The 15,116-nt window shown below is 28.8% G+C and carries 15 protein-coding genes; 8 read left to right on the plus strand and 7 right to left on the minus strand.

Features of this window, described 5'->3' with window-relative positions; genetic code table 11:
- From BTO16_RS17595 to BTO16_RS07430, 5 genes are all read left to right on the plus strand, one after another.
- Positions 1–408, plus strand: a 408-nt coding sequence (locus BTO16_RS17595; RefSeq protein ID WP_170064428.1) for a T9SS type A sorting domain-containing protein, incomplete at its 5' end; no start/stop codon positions are given.
- Positions 409–536: 128 nt separating this feature from the next.
- The gene (gene pdxH / locus BTO16_RS07415) at positions 537–1,184 is read left to right on the plus strand and encodes a pyridoxamine 5'-phosphate oxidase (RefSeq protein ID WP_105020973.1); all 648 of its coding nucleotides are present in this window, start codon (positions 537–539) and stop codon (positions 1,182–1,184) included.
- Positions 1,185–1,216: 32 nt separating this feature from the next.
- Entirely contained in the window at positions 1,217–1,705 is a 489-nt protein-coding gene (locus BTO16_RS07420) for a SixA phosphatase family protein (RefSeq protein WP_105020974.1), read from the plus strand.
- Between the two features lie 6 nt (positions 1,706–1,711).
- Positions 1,712–2,608 (plus strand): Ppx/GppA phosphatase family protein, encoded by an 897-nt coding sequence (locus BTO16_RS07425; protein WP_105020975.1) that lies wholly within the window; start codon positions 1,712–1,714, stop codon positions 2,606–2,608.
- Positions 2,609–2,694: 86 nt separating this feature from the next.
- The gene (locus tag BTO16_RS07430; protein ID WP_245892021.1) at positions 2,695–3,795 is read left to right on the plus strand and encodes an OmpA family protein; all 1,101 of its coding nucleotides are present in this window, start codon (positions 2,695–2,697) and stop codon (positions 3,793–3,795) included.
- Between the two features lie 408 nt (positions 3,796–4,203).
- On the opposite strand, the gene BTO16_RS07435 is transcribed toward BTO16_RS07430, so the two are convergent.
- Both BTO16_RS07435 and lpxK read right to left on the minus strand, forming a co-directional pair.
- Complete coding sequence (locus BTO16_RS07435) at positions 4,204–4,692, minus strand: thioredoxin family protein (protein WP_105020977.1); 489 nt, start codon at positions 4,690–4,692, stop codon at positions 4,204–4,206.
- Between the two features lie 148 nt (positions 4,693–4,840).
- On the minus strand, positions 4,841–5,866 hold the full coding sequence (gene lpxK, locus BTO16_RS07440) for a tetraacyldisaccharide 4'-kinase (RefSeq protein ID WP_105020978.1): 1,026 nt from the start codon (positions 5,864–5,866) through the stop codon (positions 4,841–4,843).
- Positions 5,867–6,063: 197 nt separating this feature from the next.
- Between lpxK and BTO16_RS07445 the strand changes: the two genes are divergently transcribed.
- Both BTO16_RS07445 and BTO16_RS07450 read left to right on the plus strand, forming a co-directional pair.
- Positions 6,064–7,158, plus strand: coding sequence for a Nif3-like dinuclear metal center hexameric protein (locus tag BTO16_RS07445; protein WP_105020979.1), 1,095 nt, complete (start codon positions 6,064–6,066; stop codon positions 7,156–7,158).
- Positions 7,159–7,160: 2 nt separating this feature from the next.
- The gene (locus BTO16_RS07450; protein WP_105020980.1) at positions 7,161–7,934 is read left to right on the plus strand and encodes a zinc ribbon domain-containing protein; all 774 of its coding nucleotides are present in this window, start codon (positions 7,161–7,163) and stop codon (positions 7,932–7,934) included.
- Between the two features lie 105 nt (positions 7,935–8,039).
- Here BTO16_RS07450 and BTO16_RS07455 read toward each other — a convergent pair whose 3' ends face one another.
- From BTO16_RS07455 to BTO16_RS07475, 5 genes are all read right to left on the minus strand, one after another.
- On the minus strand, positions 8,040–9,941 hold the full coding sequence (locus BTO16_RS07455) for a DUF349 domain-containing protein (RefSeq protein ID WP_105020981.1): 1,902 nt from the start codon (positions 9,939–9,941) through the stop codon (positions 8,040–8,042).
- Between the two features lie 108 nt (positions 9,942–10,049).
- Entirely contained in the window at positions 10,050–10,802 is a 753-nt protein-coding gene (locus BTO16_RS07460; protein WP_105020982.1) for a shikimate dehydrogenase family protein, read from the minus strand.
- On the minus strand, positions 10,783–11,790 hold the full coding sequence (locus tag BTO16_RS07465) for a DUF368 domain-containing protein (protein ID WP_105020983.1): 1,008 nt from the start codon (positions 11,788–11,790) through the stop codon (positions 10,783–10,785). Before BTO16_RS07465 ends, BTO16_RS07460 begins: the two co-directional genes overlap by 20 nt.
- Positions 11,791–12,714: a DUF368 domain-containing protein gene (locus tag BTO16_RS07470; RefSeq protein WP_105020984.1), complete on the minus strand. Its 924-nt coding sequence runs from the start codon at positions 12,712–12,714 to the stop codon at positions 11,791–11,793.
- A gap of 200 nt (positions 12,715–12,914) precedes the next feature.
- Positions 12,915–14,285 carry a tetratricopeptide repeat protein gene (locus BTO16_RS07475; protein ID WP_105020985.1) on the minus strand — a complete coding sequence of 457 codons (1,371 nt, stop codon included), beginning with the start codon at positions 14,283–14,285 and terminating at the stop codon, positions 12,915–12,917.
- A gap of 291 nt (positions 14,286–14,576) precedes the next feature.
- Here BTO16_RS07475 and pyrR point away from each other — a divergent pair, with 291 nt between their 5' ends.
- Positions 14,577–15,116 carry a bifunctional pyr operon transcriptional regulator/uracil phosphoribosyltransferase PyrR gene (pyrR, locus tag BTO16_RS07480; RefSeq protein ID WP_105020986.1) on the plus strand — a complete coding sequence of 180 codons (540 nt, stop codon included), beginning with the start codon at positions 14,577–14,579 and terminating at the stop codon, positions 15,114–15,116.

Here is a 15,116-nt window from a genome sequence, read left to right on the forward strand (position 1 = left end):
AGCACTACTAAAATTTCTGCGGATGATTTAACAACCATCACTTTTACATTCTTACCAGTAGAAGCAAATACTAAAAAATTAGATTTAAAAATCTCTGATGTAAAGTTCACCAAAACTGCTGTAGAAAACCAAACTGTTGGTAAAATTGAACAGCTTCAAAATAAATTTATGGCATACCCAAATCCTTCTAAAGGAAATGTAAACGTGCTTTTATTTAGTAAAGTAGATGCAAAAGCAACCGTTTCTTTATATGATGTTACTGGTAAAGAAATCTACAATGCTCCTGTTCAATTAACAACCGGTAAAAATGAAATCGATTTTAACGTAAAAGTAAAACCTGGTATCTTATTCTTAAAAGTGAACAGCAAACAAACAAATTACGGAACCTCTAAAATATTCTTTAGATAAAAATTGCTAATTTATTAATACAAAAAAGAGGAACTGTTTTAAGTTCCTCTTTTTTTTTGCTATAAAAATATTTTATTCTTTATGATTAAAAATAAACATTCGTATTTTTACTACTTATAATTCTACAAATGCAAAAAGACTTAAGTAACTATAGAAAATCTTACGAGAAACAAGAACTTTTAGAAAGTAACTGTCCAGAAAATCCCTTACAATTATTTCAAACATGGTTTTTAAATGCTGATAGTTCTAATTTATTGGATGAAAGTAATGCTATGACTGTTTCATCAATTGGCTTAGATGGGTTTCCAAAAAGCAGAGTTGTTTTATTAAAAAAATATACTTGGGAAGGTTTTATTTTTTATACTAATTATGATTCAGAAAAAGGAAAAGCAATTGCAAAAAACGGTAATGTTTGTTTGTCTTTTTTTTGGCCAAGTTTAGAACAACAGATTATCATAAAAGGAAAAGCAGAAATTCTAGCAGAAAATTTATCTGATGGTTATTTCGATTCAAGACCAGACGGAAGTAAATTAGGTGCTTGGGCATCTAACCAAAGTACGGTAGTTTCATCAAGAAAAGAATTGGATGAAAACTTAGTATCCTTTGAAAAAAAATTTGAAGGAAAAGAAATTACAAGACCAAAAAATTGGGGAGGTTATTTAGTAAAACCTATTTCTATAGAATTTTGGCAAGGAAGACCAAATAGAATGCACGATCGAATAAGATATAATTTAGAGAAAGATTTTTCTTGGAAAATAGAACGTTTATCACCTTAATTTTTATATTTACAAACTTATACTAAAATTGAATGAAAACACTTTATATAGTTAGACACGCAAAATCTTCATGGGAGTATGAAGGAATTGAAGATATTGATAGGCCTTTAAAAAAACGCGGAATTAAAGACGCACATTTAATGTCTAAAGTACTGTCAAAACTAGTTTCTAGACCCGATGTTTTTATGTCTAGTAGCGCAAATAGAGCTTTACATACTGCTGTTATTTTTTGTGAAAATTTCGAATATCCACTTTCTAACCTAAAAATTAGACGTCAATTATATAGCTTTAGTGATGGTTATTTAGTTAAAACTGTTAAAGCATTGGATGATGGTTTTAGCTCTGCAATTATTTTTAGCCATGATCATGGTATCAATACTTTTGTAAATAAATTTGGAAGTAAACCTTTAGCTCATGTGCCAACTTGCGGTGTTGTAGGTATACAATTTGAAGAAAAACATTGGAAAAACATCAAAAAAGGTAAAACTATTTTAACTGAATTTCCGAAAAATCATAAATAAAAAAGTTTGTTAGAAATAAAAAAATACGGAGCAATCGATATTGGGTCAAATGCAATTAGACTATTGGTTTCTAATATTATTGTTAGCGAAGGAAAAGAACCACAATTTAAAAAATCTGCATTAGTACGTGTGCCAATTCGTTTAGGTGCAGATGCATTTGTTAGTGGAATAATTAGTGAACAAAACACTATAAGAATGATTGATGCAATGGAAGCATTTAAATTGTTAATGAAAGTTCATAATGTAGAACGCTACAAAGCATGTGCTACTTCTGCCATGAGAGAAGCAAAAAACGGTGCAGAAATAGCAGAAAAAATTTTTAAAGAAACAGGTGTTCAAATTGATATTATTGGCGGTAAAGAAGAAGCAGCAATCATTTCATCAACAGATTTAAATCAATTAATAGAAGGTAATAATTCTTATTTATATGTAGATGTTGGCGGTGGTAGTACCGAATTTACTATTTTTTCTGAAGGCAAAATACTTATCTCTAAGTCTTTTAAAATGGGAACTGTTCGTTTGTTAAGCAATAAAAAAACAGTAAATAAAGAAATTTTCTCAAATGTTGAGAAATGGATTAAAAAAAATACCTTAGGTCTTAAAAACCTCTCATTAATAGGTTCTGGTGGTAATATTAACAAACTTTTTAAAATGTCTGGTAGATTAGAAGGAAAACCTATTTCTTTTATATACTTAAATGCACAATATCAATTTCTAAAACAAATGAGCTATCAAGACAGAATATCTGAATTAAGCTTAAATCCAGACCGAGCAGATGTTATTGTACCAGCTACAAAAATATATATATCTGCAATGAAATGGAGTGGCGCAACTAAAATATATGTGCCTAAAATTGGTCTTTCCGACGGAATTATTAAAAGTTTGTATTATAATAAGTTATAATTTATATTTAATTTTATAAATGTTTTTAGTACATTTGGCACGTTGTCAATTAATTAAAAGAAAGGTATTTATTAATGTTTACTAGTATGAAAAAAATTATATTAAGTTTCGCTTTTTTAATGTTTAGCGCTGTTATTTTGGGTCAAGATTTACCAGAAAACCCAGAACCAGGAAAATGTTATGTTCGCTGTAAAACTCCAGATATTTGGAAAAATGAAGCTATCAATGTAGCTGTTGCTCCAGAATACAGAACCATAATTTCACATCCTGCAGAATACAGAACTATTCAAGAAAAAGTCTTAATAAGAGAAGCTGGTGAAGAAATTTTACTGGTTCCCGCTGTTTGGGGTACTCAAGAAGTAACCTATTACGAAAAAGAAGATGGTTCTAAAATAGAAGTTAAAAAAGCAATTTTTAATCAGGGTTTTGAAACGGTAGAAGTAAAAGCTGCATCTGCTAGTTGGGCAATGAGCGAAAAAATGCCAGATTGTGAATCAAGCGATCCTAACGATTGTAGATATTGGTGTTACAAGCCTTTACCAGCAGAATTTAAAACAATGCCCGTAGAGAAATTAGTTAATGACGCGTCTACAGCTAAAATACCAGTTTCAGGAGTAAGAAAAACGTACAAAAGAAAAGTTATGGTAAACAAACCAACTACTACACTTGTGCAAACCGAACCAGAATATGAAACTATTTCAAAAACGGTATTAGTAAAAGATGCTTATTCAGAAGAAACAATAGTACCAGCAGTTTACAGATCTATAACTAAACAAATTTTAGTTAAAAAGGGAGGATTAACTTCTTGGAAAGCTGTTGACTGTAAATTAGTAGATAATAACCCTTTACCAATTAACTGGGATTTTTCTAGCGCTACTCTAAATGACGGTGCAAAAGCAATCATTGATGCAAGATTATTGCCTATTTTAAATGATGGCGTTGCTGTTTTTATTGAATCGCATACAGATATGAGAGGTACAAAAAGCGAGAATCAGGAATTATCAGACAACAGAGCAAAAGCAGTTACAGATTACTTAATTTCTAAAGGAATTAACGCTAGTCAATTGTATGCTAAAGGTTTTGGGGAATCTAGATTATTAAACAAATGTGCTGATGGTGTTGTTTGTTCTGAATCTGAACACTCAGTAAACAGAAGAACAACTTTTAGAGTTGTTAATCAAAAATAAAAATTACCATAAAATATATTTAAAAACGAAGCTAAACAGCTTCGTTTTTTTTTTACAAAACTTAAAAGAAGAAGACAGTGATTTAAATTAATTTTGAATGAAAGTAAAAAGTTAATCAAAACTTAATAAAAGAAAGATACTTTTAAAATTGACAGAAATAACTAGCGATTTAAATTAAAACCTAGTTAGATCAGAAAATAAAAAGATATGTTCTAATTAGCTGCAAGGGTTAAAACCATCATTAATGATTATTTTTACACACTTTATCAAAAAAATAAATAGGTTTAATATAAATTTAAAAATATAAGTGAAACTGATTTATATAAAACATCGCTTTAATTAGAACTACGCCTTTTTACGAATAAAACAAAATTACATTGCTTCGGGTTTATAGTTGATACTAAATTTTTAATAGTCGTCTATTTCAGATTGAAGAAAAGGATAATAATAATCAACGATTACATACCCTTTTTTCTCGGCTAATTTTTTACCCCTATGATTTACAATCATTAAAGTTGGAAACGCATTTACCTTGTACTTTTTTTGAATAGACTTGTTCTCAATCATCTTTATAGGTGATATGATGTCTAATCTTCTTGGTATATCTATTTCTAAGAGAATTAAATTTTTATCTGCTAAATTTTTAAATTTCTCTGTATGAAACAAATTTTTATCTAATATTTTACATGGTCCACACCAATCAGATCCTGTAAAATAGATTAAAATAGGTTTTTTTTGTTTTTTAGATTTTTTTAATGCCTCTTTATAAGTTGGCATCCAATTTAGTTTAATTTCAGATGCTTGAACAGATTTTTGGATATACGCACCTTCATCTTGCGCAAAATAAACTTGAGTTGTAAACAAATAAATAATAAAAGTGTAAACTATTTTCTTCATGATTTAAATTCCTTCTTTAAAATTATCAAAAACAATACCAAAATATAAATAATTAAAGTGTGACTTTTTAAATGTTACTGGGTCTTATTATTGTTGAGTATTCTGAAAATGGGTATTTCTAACAAAAATCAAAAATGAACCGGTGTTTTTAACATCGGTTTTCTTGTATATGAGCTTTTATAATAGCATCGAATTTATGCTGATTTTCTATAAAACTAGTTTCAATTTCTAAGAAAGAAAGCGATTGTATTTTATTTGAAAGTCTGGTATAATCTTTTTCTGTTGTTAAAATCAACTTTTTATCAGCATTGATACTTTTGAACTTTTCTTGAATTACTTCTATTTCTTTAGATGAAAAATGATGATGATCTGCGTATTTTAAATGTGTAAACTTAATATTCTTTTCACTCAAAAAAGCTATCATCGAATTTGGATTTGCAATTCCGGTTATTAACAAAACTTCAAAGTTTTTTAGTTCGTTTAAACTAATTTCTTGACTTCCAGTTATTTTATCCGAATAAGAAATAGTTGTAAAAAAAACTTCTTTGTTAAACTTCTTTAACTTTATTTTAATCTGCTCTTTCTCTTCATTTTTTATATTAAAAGGACATTTTGTAACTACAATTACATCAGTTCTCTTTGCTCCTGAGTTACTTTCTCTTAAATTTCCTGTTGGCAATAAAAAATCATCCGTAAATAAATCATCATATTTGGTTAATAAAATATAAAAACTTCCTTTTACCTTTCTGTGCTGATACGCGTCATCTAACAGAACTATTTCTGATGATTTTTGAGCTAGTAAATTAGCAATACCTTCTACCCTATTTTCATGAACCGCTACATTTATATTTGTGAATTTTTTAAAATATTGTAAAGGCTCATCACCAACATCATTTGCTGTATGTTGATTGTTTACCATCAGGAAACCCTTTGTTTTTCGTTTATACCCTCTGCTTAAAACAGCAACTTTAGTCGCGTCTTTTAGCAATCGTATTAAATATTCTATTTGAGGTGTTTTACCCGTTCCGCCAACACTTAGGTTACCAACAACGATTACTGGAATTTTAAATGAGGTTGATTTAAAAAAATGAACATCAAACAACATATTACGAATTGTGGTTACCAAATCGTATAAAATTGCAAAAGGAAATAATAAAAATCGTATTAATTTCATCTTGGTAAAAATACGACAAAAGATTCTCTTAAAGACACCTAAGAATTTTATGAAGAATATAAAATAGCTCGTCTTTTATCCTAAACAGATAAAAAATAAAATTCAAGAGAGTAAGAATTTTACAGAAAATTGGAGTTCAGATATCGAAACTTCTTTCGTTTAAAAATAGTAACTTTGAAATTATATACATTTTAAAAATGATTATTAAAGACATCACCAATTATATTGAAGAATTAGCACCTTTAAACTATGCAGAAGATTTTGACAATGTTGGTTTATTGGTTGGTCGTTACAACACAAAAATTACTGGTGTTTTAGTAACTTTAGATACCTTAGAGGAAACGGTAGATGAAGCTATTAGCAAAAATTGTAATTTAATTATTAGTTTTCATCCCATAATTTTTAGCGGACTTAAAAAGTTAAACGGCAATTCTTATGTTGAAAGAGTTGTGTTAAAAGCAATTAAAAATGACATTGCTATTTACGCAACCCACACTGCGCTTGACAATTCTAAAAACGGAGTTTCCGCCAAAATGTGTGAAGTTTTAGGTTTAAAGAACACACGTGTTTTAATACCTAAAAAAGGAATTATTAAAAAACTTACTACATATGTGCCAATAATAAATGCAGATGCTTTAAAAACAGCTCTTTTTGCCTCTGGAGCAGGAAATATTGGCAACTATGACCATTGTTCTTTTACGGTTTTAGGTGATGGAACTTTTAAAGGAAATGAAAACTCAAATCCTGTTTTAGGTAAAAAAGGAACACTTCACACAGAAAGAGAAGCAAAAATATCTGTAATTTATGAAAGTAAAAATGAAACAGCTATTTTAAAAGCATTGCAAGAAAATCATCCTTATGAAGAAATTGCCTACGAAATTGTAACCACAGAAAATGTACATCAAGATATTGGGATGGGAATGATTGGCGAATTGCAATCAGAAATGGATGAAAAAGAATTTTTATTGTATTTAAAACACACAATGAAGACAGATTGTGTGCGTCATTCTGCTTTTATCAACAAAAAAATAAAAAAAGTGGCCGTTTTAGGTGGTTCTGGAAGTTTTGCTATTTCAAATGCAAAAAAAGCTGGTGCTGATGCTTATGTAAGTGCTGATTTTAAATATCATGAATTTTTTACAGCCGAAAACACTATACTTTTGGCAGATATTGGCCATTATGAAAGCGAACAGTTTACAAAAAACCTTTTAGTAGATTATCTTACAAAAAAATTTAGTAATTTTGCAGTCATTTTATCAGAAAAAAGTACAAATCCTATATATTATATATAATCATGGCAAAGAAGAAAGAAGTTTCGATTGAAGAAAAATTAAGAGCATTGTATGATTTACAATTAATTGACTCTAGAATTGACGAAATTAGAAACGTTAGAGGAGAATTACCTTTAGAAGTGGAAGATTTAGAAGATGAAGTTGCTGGATTAAACACTAGAATTTCTAATTTATCTAAAGATCTTGCTAATTTAGAAACAGACATCAATAACAAAAAGTTAGCGATTGAAGAATCTAACGGTTTAATGAAAAAATACGACGAACAACAAAAGAAAGTTAGAAATAACAGAGAATTTGATTCATTGTCTAAAGAAATTGAATATCAAGATTTAGAAATTCAATTAGCAGAAAAAAGAATTATAGAATACAAAGCTAAAATTGCTCAGAAAAACGAAGTAATTGACGCTACTAAAGAAAAAATGGCAAAACAAGAAAAACATTTAGGTCATAAAAAATCTGAATTAAATGCTATTTTAAAAGAAACTGAAAAAGAAGAAAAGCTTTTATTAGAAAAATCTATCGAATATTCTGATTCTATAGACGATCATTTACTTTCTGCTTATAACAGAATTAGAACTAAAGTAAAAAATGGTTTAGCTGTTGTTGCCATAGAACGTGGTGCTTCTGGAGGTTCTTATTTTACAATTCCACCTCAAGTACAATTAGAAATTGCAAACAGAAAGAAAATTACTATCGATGAGCATAGTGGTCGTATTTTAGTTGATGCTGCTTTAGCTATTGAAGAAAAAGAGAAAATTGATCAATTATTTGCTTAAAAAATATTTTAATCATAAAAAAAACTCGAAGTTTAAAACTTCGAGTTTTTTTATGTAAAATTTTAACTGATTGCTATAGGCAGTAGTTAAAATAATTCTAGTAAATTAATACGCTAACTTTTTTAGGTAGCTTAATTTCTCTTTCCAAATTGCTAAATCTTCTTTGTGCGCTTCTACTTTGTTTTTAACATTTAAAAACAAAGGATTATTAGCTTTTACATTAGAGAAAAAGCCCATATTATTTTCTAGCTGTTGTATTTCTTTAAAGATCTCATCAATCTTTTTTCTTACAAATATTTCTTCTGAATCTAGTTTTCTACTATCATTATCTTCTGCTAAAGAATCTACAACAGTCGTAAATTTTAACATCGAAACTTCATTTTTATCCAAAGACAAACTTTCTAACATTCTGTCTATTTGTTTGTTAAATTTACCTTCTAAATGACGTACTTCTCTTGGCAATCTACCTAAATCTTTCCAAGAACTAATCGCTTCTAAAACAGACTCTTTAGTTGCGTCTTCTGTTACTTTTAAGTTATCTAAGAATCCTTTTTTAGCATCTACAACTAATTGCTCTTCTTTACTTACGGCATTTTTTTGTTCATGAAATCTATCAAAATAATGATTACATGCTGCTTTAAAACGTTTCCAGATGTCATCAGAAAATTTACGAGGCACATGACCAATTTTTTTCCAATCAGATTGTACTTTTTTCATGGCATTTGTAGCCGTTTCCCAATCTTCGGTATCTTTCATAGATTCTGCATATTCAATTAATGCAATTTTCTGTTCAAGATTTTCTTGCTGTCCGTTTTTTTCTTGCTTATAAAAAACATTTTTAGCTGCGTTAAATTTTTTGGTAGCATTTTTAAATTTTTGCCAAACCTCTTCGCTTTTAGAATAAGGTAATTTACCAGCGCTAAAATATTCTTTTCTTAGTTTTTCAATTTCATTAATACTTTTCTGCCAATCGCTATGAGATTTATTTTTAGAAGGATCGTATGCATCAATTGCATTGATAACAATCATTTTTTTCTCTATAATTTCATCGTATTTAGAGCGCATTTCTTTGTAATAATCATGTCTTTTGTCATGAATATTTTTAGTTGCCGCACTAAATTTTTGCCACACTTCTTCGCGCATTTCTTTCGCCACTGGTCCTACATCTTCTTTCCATTTTTTGTGTAAATCTTGTAGTTCTTTAAAAGCATGATTAATATCTGCCTCTTCGGATAAAGCTTCTGCTTGTTCTATAATTTTGATTTTTTTCTCTAAATTATGTTTAAAATCTAAATCTCTAAAATCATTGCTTAAATGTAATAAATCGTAAAAGCGCTCTACATGATGATGATAGGTTTTCCAAGTATCATTATAATGAGATTTTGGCACCGAACCAATTGTACGCCAGGTATCTTGAATTTCTTTAAAATTTTTATACATTGTAGAAGTATCAGCTTCTTCAATTAAATTTTTAAGATTTTCGATAACTTGTTCACGCTTTACAAAGTTTTCATTTAAATTATTTTCAAGGTTTTTATAAAAACCATCTCTTTTCTTTTTATAGTCTGATAATAAATTATTGTAGTCGGATTTTATAGGACTTGAAAACTGAAAATCGATAGAATTACCTCCTTCTTCCAAAAAAGCCGCTTTTTTCTCGGCTAACATTGCTCCGAATTTTTGATTAAAAGCACTTTTAACACCTTCAACTTGCGATTTTATTTTTTGAACAGGGTTCTCTTCCAACGTCTTTTTTAAATTTGAAACCAATTCTTCTAATGAAAAAGTATCATAATCTACAGCAGGAGAGTCGTCTTCTTTAGACTCGTCATTTTCCGCATCTTCCGCAACAGACTTTTCAATTTCATCTACAGCCTCATTGGTTTCATCAACTTTAACGGGCTTTGCTTCTTCTGGTTTCTGTTCTGGTTTAGAAGTCGTATCAACTACAATTTCTTCTGCTTTTAATTCGTCTTTTTCAACGTTTTTTTCATTCTCATCTAACATATCTACAATGTTTAAGGTCGTTTATAAAATACTATTTACTTAAAGCATAAAGATACAGACAACTTATAAAAGCTACAAGTTAAGTTTACAAGTATAATTTATGCGCAATTAATCATTCCAAATTCTCCAAGATTCTTCTGCTTGTAATTGTAGCATTTCAAATCCGTTTTTAATAATTGCTCCTTTTTCTTTTCCTTTGGATAAAAAAGTAGAAACTTCTGGATTGTAGATTAAATCATATAATAAATGGGTATCTGTTATAAATTGATACGGAATATCTGGGCATTTTTCTGTGTCTGGAAAAGTTCCCAAAGGTGTACAATTAATAATTACAGTATATTTTAGGAGCGTTTCTTGTGTTAAACTATCATAAGAAATTTCGTTTTTCCCTTCGGGATTTCTAGACACAAACTTAAACTTAATATTGTTTTTATTTAAAGCATGCGCTATTGCCTTTGATGCGCCACCAGTTCCTAAAATTAAAGCTTTTTTATGATGACTTTGTAACAATGGTTTTATCGAGTTTTCAAAACCAACAACATCAGAATTATATCCTTTTAAATTACCTCTTTTAGTAAACTTTATAGTATTTACTGCACCTATAGTTTTTGCAGTTTCATCTAATTTATCTAAAAACGGAATTATCGCTTCTTTATAAGGAATGGTTACATTAATGCCTTTTAAGTTATTTTCTTTACCAATAACTAAAGGAAAATCTTTTATTTGCTGAATATCAAAATTCACGTATTTATGTCTTTTAAGATTTAGTTTTTCGAACTTTTCTGTAAAATATCCTCTAGAAAATGAATACGAAATGTTTTTTCCTAATAAACCAAAAGTCTTAATTTCTCCTTCTTTCATAATAATCTATTGCTAATATTAAACCGATACCAAAAAAAATAAAAAAAACAGCTAAAAAAGTTTCTAAGCTAAATACTTCGGGTATAAATCTTTCGTAATTTTCAATTATCTTATTTCCTTCTTGATCAAATAAATATTGACCATCACTAACCGTATAAATTTTATTTTTCCAAGGCCAAACAATCCCTAAAGAACCCGTTATAAAACCAATAATAATGGCATTTACAATTTTGTTCCAACGTTTTAAAACATACCCTAATACATGCGATATAGATACTAAACCAAAAGCAGAACCCGCCGTAAAGACCCCAATAATTTTTAAATATCTTATTTTAATAGGATCGGATAAAACATCGAAATTACCTGAAATTAAATTTGTAAAAACATTTAATAAAACGTTTACAGAATCTACTAAAAGCAACACATAATTACCCAATAAAATTAGGATAAAAGAACCAGAAAGACCAGGAAGCGTCATACCAGAAACCCCAATTATACCACAAACAAATACAAACCAAAGGTTATCGTTTTCTTTTGCGGGTGTTAAAAAGCTAATTCCTAAACCAAGTGTTACTCCAAAAATTAGGAATATAAAATTTCTTCCGGTCCACTTTCCAAAATCTTTTCCTATATAATAAATAGAGCCTACAATCATTCCAAAAAACCAACTCCAAACATAGAGTTCATAGTATTTTAAAAAGTAGTCTAAAATTAAAGAAATACTAAAATAGCTAAAAATGCTACCCGTCATTATAAGGGTTACAAATTGGGCGTTTGTGTATTTAAAAAAACTTTTAAACCTACCATTTAAAAGAAATTTTAAAGCATTTAAATTAATTTTTCTAAATGAGTATATTAACTCTTCATAAAAACCGAATACAAAAGAAACTGTTCCACCAGAAACTCCGGGCACTTTATTTGCTACTCCCATTACTAATCCTTTTAAAAAAAGGGTTATTTTTTCTTTAAAAGTTCTCTCTTTTTGCATTTATTGTTTCTTAACTGCTAATTTTTCCATTAATAAAATTAATAAAAAACCAACAATTGCCAAAACAATTGCTAAGATAATTTGCGCATCTCCATCAAAAGAAAAAGGAGAAATACTTTGTTCATTTAATGCCTCTTCAATTCCTTTAGAATTTGTACGCCATGTTAAAACTTCTTTCCAAGGCCAAATTTTATTTAATGAACCAATAATAAAACCGGTTAAGGCAGCCAACGTGTAATTTTTATAATTTGCAAACAACCATTTTAAAACTTTTGAAAAACTTAATAAACCAACAATAGCACCTAAACCAACAGTGGCAACAGTTTTTAAATCTCTATCATTTACAGCCGCTAAAATTGGCTGGTATGCACCTAATAACACTAAAATAAATGCACCAGAAATTCCGGGTAAAATCATAGCACAAATTGCAATTGCACCCGCAAAAAACATAAAAAGTAAAGAAGAATTTTCTGTTACTAACGGATTTAGTGTTGTTATATAATAGGCTAAAAAAGCTCCTATAACTAAAGCTATAATAGCAATACCATTCCATTTTGTTATTTGTTTAGCAATATAAATAATACTAGCTACAACCAAACCAAAAAAGAAAGACCATAATAAAATAGGTTCGTTTTCTAGTAAATATTTTATCGCTTTAGCTAGAGAAATAATACTTATAAAAATACCTGTAAAAAGTGATAATAGAAAATTACCATTTACTTGGTTCCAAGCAGCCTTAAAACCCTCTTTTTTTAGGGTTTTAAACAAACCTAGATTAACATTACTTATAGAACCTAATAATTCTTCATAAATACCAGAAATAAATGCAATAGTTCCTCCAGAAACGCCGGGTACTACATCTGCAGCTCCCATGGCAATTCCTTTTAAACCAATAACAATATAGTCTTTAATAGTTCTACTCATTTTAAGTTTTATTTTTTTTGAAAAACGAAGATAGTAGAAATTTAAGAAACAATAAGTAAAGCAATTTAATTTTGATTTGCTTCTGAGACTTGAAATACAAATTCGTTTGATTTGGATAAAATTAGTGTCACAAAAAAAATTAGGCATAAAAAAACCTGAAATTCAAATTCAGGTTTTCTATTTTATTTTTTTTAAACAAATTACTCCATAGCCTTTTTATAGTTTGCAATTAATTTCTGTACTTTTTTATTTTCAAAAACGGAAGGGTACAATTCTTTTAAAACAATGTGGTAATCATAATCTATTTTCATACCAGCAATTAAATGATGAAGGCCGTATTTTTCTTTGTTTAAAACAAAAAACAACCCTGTTAATCGATACTCTATTTCTGCTAGCTTCTTATACGTTTTTTGTGCTTTCAATAATACTGTAATTGCATCTTCAAACTCTCCTAAAAAACACAAAACATCTGTTAAACCAATATATATTTCTAAAGAATCGTCATTTAGTTCTAGACAATTTTCAAAACCAATAACTGCTTCTTCAAAAAAGTTAAGTTTTAGTTTAATTTGAGAATATTTTCTCCAATACGATGCATTATCTTCATCGATCTTTAAGGCTTTAGAAATATAATACGCTGCTTTTTGATAGTTCTGGTCATTGTAGTATAAATCGGTAAGTAAAATCCAACCTCTATCCAATAATGGATCTTCGTGAACTGCTTTTTTATAGTAAGAAATTGCTGCATCAAATTTGTGTATTCTTTCATAGCACTCGCCAATTCTAACATACGCAAATGCAGTTGGATCATCTAACTCTAGCGTAATTAAATAATTATCTATCGCTTCTTGATATTGCTCTAGTTCTTCTAAGGTTTTTGCTTTTTCTAAATATCCGCCGATAAAGAACTCATCAATTAAAACAGCATAATCAAAAGATTTTAAAGCTTCTTCATACCTTTTTAGTATAAAATACTGTCTACCTAGTTGATGCCAAGCGACTTCACAATATGGATTTTTGTTAATATAATTATCAAGATAAACAATAGCTTGTTCATGCATTTGTTCCATATCAAAACAATATACTATATTATAAAGTGCAGAATAATCCTCAAAATCTTCTTCTATACATTTTATAAAACTTAGGCGTGCCTTGTCAAAATTATCTAAATACAGATATTCCATACCGATTAAAGACCACACGTCTAATTTATCGTCTGTAAGCGTTAGTGCTTTTTCTAGATTAACGATCGCTTCTTTATGATTTCCTGTTTTTGAATTAATAGTTGCTTTTTGTATAAAAATCTCATCATTACTGGGTTCTATTTGCTCTAATTTTTTCAACAAAATAGACGCCTTAACCAATTCACCTTCAAATACATAAATCTCTACTTGCAATAATTTTAAATCTACAGATTGTGGGTGTTGTTCCAGACCAAGTTTCACGGCTTTTTTTGCAAGTGCATGTTTACCTGCATCCAGATAATGGATAATAATCTCCTCAAACTCAACTAAATCAAAAAAAAAGATATTGTTGGTTTTTAGCATGGATTCAAACTTCGTTAAAGACATAACTTAGGTGCTTTGAATTATAAATTAAAGGTACTACAACTGTTACTGCACTTTTAGAGGACTACTTTTTGTTTTCAACAATTTAATTAACAACAAATAATTAGAAAATAATTTAGTTAAATGCTATTAAAATTAAGAAAAAAAATAGTTGACATACGTGTAAATCTAAATGAAAATTTTATGTGAAGCATGTAATTTTTATAATTAGTGTCTTCTTTTATTTTGCTCATACGTTTATTTACCCTAATTTTGATTTTCAATAACTATCAACTAAAATTTGATAGCACTCTAATGAGCAAAAAAACCTTACTTAACTCAAAAGATATTGAAATTATTCTTCACAGATTAGCTTGTGAGCTAATTGAAAATCATAATGACTTTTCTAATACTGTTTTAATTGGTTTACAACCAAGAGGAACTTATTTAGCAAACAGATTAACCGCCTTATTAAGAAACGAATACGGCATTAACAATCTAAAACTAGGCCTGCTAGATATTACCTTTTACAGAGATGATTTTAGAAGAAGAGACTCGCCTTTAGCTGCAACATCAACAGAAATTGATTTTTTAATTGAAGATAAAAAAGTGGTTATTATTGATGATGTTTTATTTTCTGGCAGAAGCATAAGAGCTGCATTAACTGCAATACAATCTTTTGGGCGACCAGAAAGTATAGAATTATTAGTTTTAATTGATAGGCGTTTTAGCAGACATTTACCGATTCAGCCAAATTATAAAGGCAGGCAAGTTGATGCCATAAATGAAGAAAAAGTTTTAGTTTCTTGGAAAGAAACACATAAAAAAGATGCAGTTTATATAGAACTCAAATAA

Source organism: Polaribacter glomeratus (genome assembly GCF_002954665.1).
Lineage (GTDB): Bacteria > Bacteroidota > Bacteroidia > Flavobacteriales > Flavobacteriaceae > Polaribacter > Polaribacter glomeratus.